Source organism: Thermobrachium celere DSM 8682 (genome assembly GCF_000430995.1).
Classification (GTDB): Bacteria; Bacillota; Clostridia; order Clostridiales; family Caloramatoraceae; genus Thermobrachium; species Thermobrachium celere.
In genome coordinates, this window is the sequence record NZ_HF952032.1 from 2276 (window position 1) to 8130 (window position 5855).

4 protein-coding genes, 1 tRNA gene and 2 rRNA genes are annotated in these 5855 nt (G+C 31.2%); all 7 read left to right on the forward strand.

Annotation, left to right across the window (positions count from 1 at the left end; genetic code table 11):
• Positions 1 to 37: 37 nt before the first annotated feature.
• Positions 38 to 113 (forward strand) — tRNA-Ala (locus TCEL_RS11430).
• Between the two features lie 21 nt (positions 114 to 134).
• Positions 135 to 249: ribosomal RNA gene (gene rrf, locus TCEL_RS11435) — 5S ribosomal RNA — on the forward strand.
• A 204-nt stretch (positions 250 to 453) separates the two neighbouring features.
• Positions 454 to 966 carry a hypothetical protein gene (locus TCEL_RS11440; RefSeq protein WP_018665696.1) on the forward strand — a complete coding sequence of 171 codons (513 nt, stop codon included), beginning with the start codon at positions 454 to 456 and terminating at the stop codon, positions 964 to 966.
• Positions 967 to 1122: 156 nt separating this feature from the next.
• The gene (locus TCEL_RS11445) at positions 1123 to 2295 is read left to right on the forward strand and encodes a M20 family metallopeptidase (RefSeq protein ID WP_040684079.1); all 1173 of its coding nucleotides are present in this window, start codon (positions 1123 to 1125) and stop codon (positions 2293 to 2295) included.
• 10 nt (positions 2296 to 2305) lie between these two features.
• Positions 2306 to 3694, forward strand: a complete 1389-nt coding sequence (locus tag TCEL_RS11450) for a Sapep family Mn(2+)-dependent dipeptidase (RefSeq protein ID WP_018665700.1) — start codon at positions 2306 to 2308, stop codon at positions 3692 to 3694.
• Positions 3695 to 3712: 18 nt separating this feature from the next.
• Positions 3713 to 5149, forward strand: coding sequence for a YfcC family protein (locus TCEL_RS11455; RefSeq protein ID WP_018665702.1), 1437 nt, complete (start codon positions 3713 to 3715; stop codon positions 5147 to 5149).
• A gap of 336 nt (positions 5150 to 5485) precedes the next feature.
• Positions 5486 to 5855, forward strand: a 16S ribosomal RNA gene (locus tag TCEL_RS11460); the annotation flags it as partial.

Consider the following 5855-nt stretch of genomic DNA (forward strand, 5'->3'; position numbering starts at 1 on the left):
GTCCGGGGTTCGAGTCCCTGAAGGCCCACCAAAATGTGGGGGTGTAGCTCAGTTGGGAGAGCACCTGCCTTGCAAGCAGGGGGTCAGGAGTTCGAATCTCCTCATCTCCACCATACATAAAATAATAGAGCAAATCTGGTGACTATGCCGCGGAGGAAACACCCGTTCCCATTCCGAACACGAAGGTTAAGCTCCGCAGGGCCGATGGTACTGCACCGCACGGTGTGGGAGAGTAGGTCGTTGCCAGATTTGCTTTTTTACTCTTTTATGAAAGAGTAAAGCACATGATGGAATATGTATTAAAACTCAAAGCTAGGTATAAGATGATAAAAGGCATAGAATACAATCTATGTCTTTTATTTTTTAAATAAAATCATGTCGAATAAATTATATATACGGTAAATATTATATATGTTATAATATGAGAAAATATGGAATTAAATGGGGGGTAAAATGAATAAAGCAAATAATAAGGTTTATATTTTAACTTTTTTATTATTATTTGTTGTAGTTGCTTTGGCTACAAACGTGATTTTAAATAATGAAAGTAAGAAAGTGTCCAAAGAGTTTCTAAATACTTATTACAATATTCAAGATGTGAAAATATTAAAGAGTAAAGATATTAAAGAATTAAAGGAGGCTTTAACTAAGAAATATGAAGGTATATTAACAGAAGAAGCTTTAGAAAAATTAGCAGCTAGTAGATGGATATTAGAAGGTGAGAAGGCTGCAGATGACTTTAAATGCACTCTTGAAATTAAGAATATACAGTTAAAGCAAGATATAAATAGTAATGATGCAAAATCTTATGACTATACTGTAAACTTAATAGTTAAGTATCCTGATGGTATGAAAAAACAAATATCTCAATCAGGTACCCTTAAACTAATAAAAATAAATAATAAGTGGATTATAAATTCTGTTAATGTTAGAGAAGGGGAATTGTATAAACTTATGAAAAAATAATCGTTAAGGACAATAGTATCTTTTACTATTGTCTTTTTTTATGTGCAAAAATTTTTCACTTAAATGTGTCTATATTTGCGAAATAAAGCGTAAATAATTTAAATGCTATTTTAGTATATATGAAATATGAAAATATGAGAATTAAAGGGTGATTTTATGAATGATTTATCTAATATTAGCTATAATGTAAACGAATTGGTTGAAATATTAAAAGACTTAATTAGGATAGAAAGTCACATAGAGAATAAAATATATGAAAAAGATATAGCACTTTATATTTATGATTTTTTTAAAAAGTTAAATATAAATGTACGGTTACAGTATGTCTGCAGAAATAGATACAATGTAATTGCAAATATAAAAGGTAAAAGCGATAAAACTATTATGTTTACAGGTCATATGGATACTGTTCCAAGCTATGGGTTAGAGGATATTTTTTGTCCTAAGGTAATAGATGAAAAGGTTTATGGTCGTGGAGCTTGTGATATGAAAGGAGCTATAGCAGCTATGCTTTATTCGGCCAAAATAATAAAAGAGCACAATTTAATTCCAAATTCTAATATTATATATGCTTTTGTTTGTGATGAGGAGTTTCAAAGTTTAGGTACAGAAAAGTTAATTAAATCTGGCATAAGAGCGGATGTGGCTATTTTAGGAGAGGCAACCAATATGAATATTGGGTTAGGACATAAAGGCTTGGAATGGATTGATATTGAGATAATTGGAAAGGGGGGACATGGTGGAACTGTAGAAGATGGAGTTAATGCCATTTATATTTCATCAAAGTTAATAAATTTAATTGAAAACAACTTAATTCCTAAGATTAAAAATAGGAGGGATGAATTACTTGGAAGTCCAACATTGAATGTAGGATTTATAAAAGGGGGTGAGCAACCAAGTACTATACCAGAAAGATGTGTTATAAAATTAGACAGAAGATATATCTTTGGGGAGAGCATCCAACTAATTTATGATGAAATAAATGAATTATTAGATGAAGTAAGAAAGTACTATAAATTCAATGCGGTTGTTAAGCCAAATCCAATGAATAAAAATGAAATGGAACATACACCTTATTTGATTGATAAGAATCACCCAATAATAAGGCATATTAAGGATCTATCTAAGAATATATTAAAATTCAATCCCAAAGAAATTTGTTTTTCAGGGTGGACTGATGCTGCACTAATTGGAAACTATGCAAAAATACCAACAGTAATTTTAGGTCCAGGCAACTTAAATTTTGCACATTGTAAAGAGGAACATGTTTCAATATTAGAATTATTAATGGCATCAAAACTGTATACTTTAATAGCTTATACATATTAGGGGTGATTTTATGGATATTAATTTTCAAATAGATAAGTATAAAGACAAGATAATAAAAGATACAATGAATTTAATTGATATTCCAAGTATTTCATCAAATAAGATTGCACTAAATGAAGCTTTACATTATGTAATAAATATTGCTAAAGATATGGGATTTAAGGCTTATACTGTATTAGATGATAGAATAGGTATAGTTGAATATGGAGATGGAGAAGAAACTCTTGGAATTTTAGTACATGTAGATGTAGTTCCTGAGGGTGATTTAAATTTATGGAGGATAAACCCCTTTAAATCGGTGATAGAAAATGGATACATTTTAGGAAGAGGGGCAGTTGATGATAAAGGGCCAGTTATTTCATCACTATATGCGATGAAAATAGTAAAAGATTTAGGCATATTACCTTCAAAAAAGGTAGTATTGATAATTGGAACGCAAGAAGAAGTAGAATGGACAGATATTAGAGATTTTATAAATAATTATCCTATTCCTAGCTACGGATTTACACCAGATGGGGAATTCCCTATGACAAATCGTGAAAAAGGTTATGCAGATGTAGAATTAGTTTTTAAAAATGATAATTCAAACATATTGGAAATAACATCGGGTAATTCAACTAATTCTATACCAGATAAGGCTGTAGCTAAAGTAAGTATGGATTATAATTTATTAGAGAGTTATTTATTAAATTATAAAAAAAATCATCCTAATGAAGACATATCTATAGAAAAACTAAAAGATCATTGTGTTATAGTAGCAAAAGGATTAGCAGTTCACTCAGCATATCCAGAGAAAGGAATAAATGCAATTAGTATTATATGTAATTTTATTAAAGGTTTTATAGAAAATAATCATTTGATAAATTTTATATCAGATATTCTATATAATGATTTTTATGGTTCAAAAATGGGGCTTTTATCTAATTCTGAATTTTATGAGGGGGAATATGTAGGTAAAAATGTTATATCACCAACAATGTTAAAAACGGAAGGTAATAAATATAAACTTATTTGTAATTTAAGAACATCGTATTTTACAAGAAAACAGGATATATATAATGCTTTTAATATTATAAAAGATAAATATAATTTTGAATTTAGATTTATCGATTATCTTGATCCAATATACGTGAATAAAAACAAAAAATTTATAAAAGCATTAAGTGATGCTTATGAAAAACATTCTGGATTAAGATGTGAATATAATTTAGCACATGGAACATCTTATGCAAAGGCAATTCCTAACTTCGTTTCATTTGGTCCAATTTTTCCTAATGATGAAGATACATCTCATGAAGTTAATGAAAAGATTTCAATTGAAAATCTTTTAAAGTGCACAAAAATCTATGCTCAGTCAATTGCAAATATTATCTTGAGCAAGGAATCATTTATAGATTAATTAGGGGGAGGGGTAAAAATGCAGCAATTAGAAATTAAATCTAGAAAAAATAGGTGGGAGTTTTTATCTGATCTTAATCCATTAGTTGTTATATTTTTATTAATTGTCCTTACTTGTCTTTTAACTTATATAATACCTGGAGGAGAGTTCGAAAGAAAAGAAATAGAAGTTATGGGAATGACAAAGAATATAGTTATACCTGGTTCGTTTAAGTATATTGAAAGTATCCCACAGGGTTTTTCAAAGGTTTGGACATATTTTATGGAAGGAGCAATTAATGGTTCTGATGTTTCCTTTACTATATTTCTTTGTTCAGGAGCATTAACAGCTATAATTGCAACAGGAGCTGTAAATGCTGCTATAAATTCACTTGTTTTAAAACTTAAAGATAAGTCACATCTTTTAATTCCTGCCTTAATATTTGCTTTTAGTTTAGGTGGAGCAGTATATGGTATGTATGAAGATGCTATACCTTTTATCTTAATCTTAGCGCCTTTAATGAGAGCAATGAAATATGATTCACTTGTTGCAGTAATGATAGTTCAATATGGTGTTGCTGTAGGTTCTGCAGCGGGATTTTTAAATCCATTTGCTGTAGGTATTGGACAGGCACTTGCTGAAATTCCTATGACATCAGGTATTGGATTTAGGATATTAATATGGATATTCTTAACAGTTATAACTTGTATATTTGTTATGAAATATGCAAAGGAAGTAAAAAGCGATCCTACAAAATCTATTGTTTATAGTGATGATATAATAAATAAGCAGAAGGATGAAGTTAGTGAACAACAAAAGTTTGAAGGTTTTACATTAAGACATAAAATAGTGTTGTTATCCTTAGCTTTAGGTTTTATTATAATGATTTATGGTGTTATGAAAAAGGGTTGGTGGTTTAATGAAATAGGATCAATATTTTTATTTATGGGTATAGTAATTCCTCTAATTGGAGGTATGTCTGTAAATGAAATGATTAAGAAGAACCTTGAAGGTATGGCAGCTGTTATGGTAGCTGTAATTATGATAAGTGCATCAAGAATTATTATATTAATATTAGAAAACAGTAAAATAATGGATACTATTTTATATGGAATTTCTAATTTATTATCAACTTTCCCTAAAACAATAACAGTTTGGATTATGTATGTATCAACATCTTTAATTCATGCTATTATGGGAAGTTCATCAGGGGTAGCAGCAACTGTAATGCCTATTATGGCTCCTTTGGGTGATATTTTAAATATTTCAAGACAAACAGTTGTAACTGCATATCATCTTGCGACAGGTACATTTGGATATTGGGTGCCATGGGATGGAATTTCATTTGCTATGTGTACTCTTGCAGGTATAAATTTCTTTAAATATATTAAAAAGTCAATGAAATTTGCTTTATTCTATTATGTTCCAGCTACATTATTAATACTTGCAATATGTGTTTTGATTAATTTTAGTTAATTATAAAATTGCTACTAGCCTCTATATCTTCTATATAGAGGCTAGTTTATTAAAATATATTTTAACAACACAACCTAGAGTGTCTAGGTATAATATATAGAGAAATTTAAAGAAATATAAAGATTTATTATGATAAAATAATATAACAAGTTATTGTTTATAAAGCGTAGAATTAAATGCATGATATTATATAAAAGTCGCTTGCGGGGAGCAGCGATGAAAAAGAAAAAACAAAAAAGATGTTGACAAAATGAAAAAGACGTGATAACATAAATAAGCGTCGACGGTCCTTGAAAACTGAACAGCGAGAGCGAACGTACTTTGAAGCTCAGGTTAGAACATGAGAGTTTGATCCTGGCTCAGGACGAACGCTGGCGGCGTGCCTAACACATGCAAGTCGAGCGGAGGGGATAGGAGCTTGCTCCTTGAACCTTAGCGGCGGACGGGTGAGTAACACGTGGGTAACCTGCCCTTGAGAGGGGGATAACAGGGTCGAAAGGCCTGCTAATACCGCATAACGCTAAGATGCCGCATGGCGTCTTAGCCAAAGGTTAATTCCGCTCAAGGATGGGCCCGCGGCCCATTAGCTAGTTGGTGAGGTAATGGCTCACCAAGGCGACGATGGGTAGCCGGCCTGAGAGGGTGGTCGGCCACACTGGGACTGAGACACGGCCCAGACTCCTACGGGAGGCAGCAGTGGGGAATA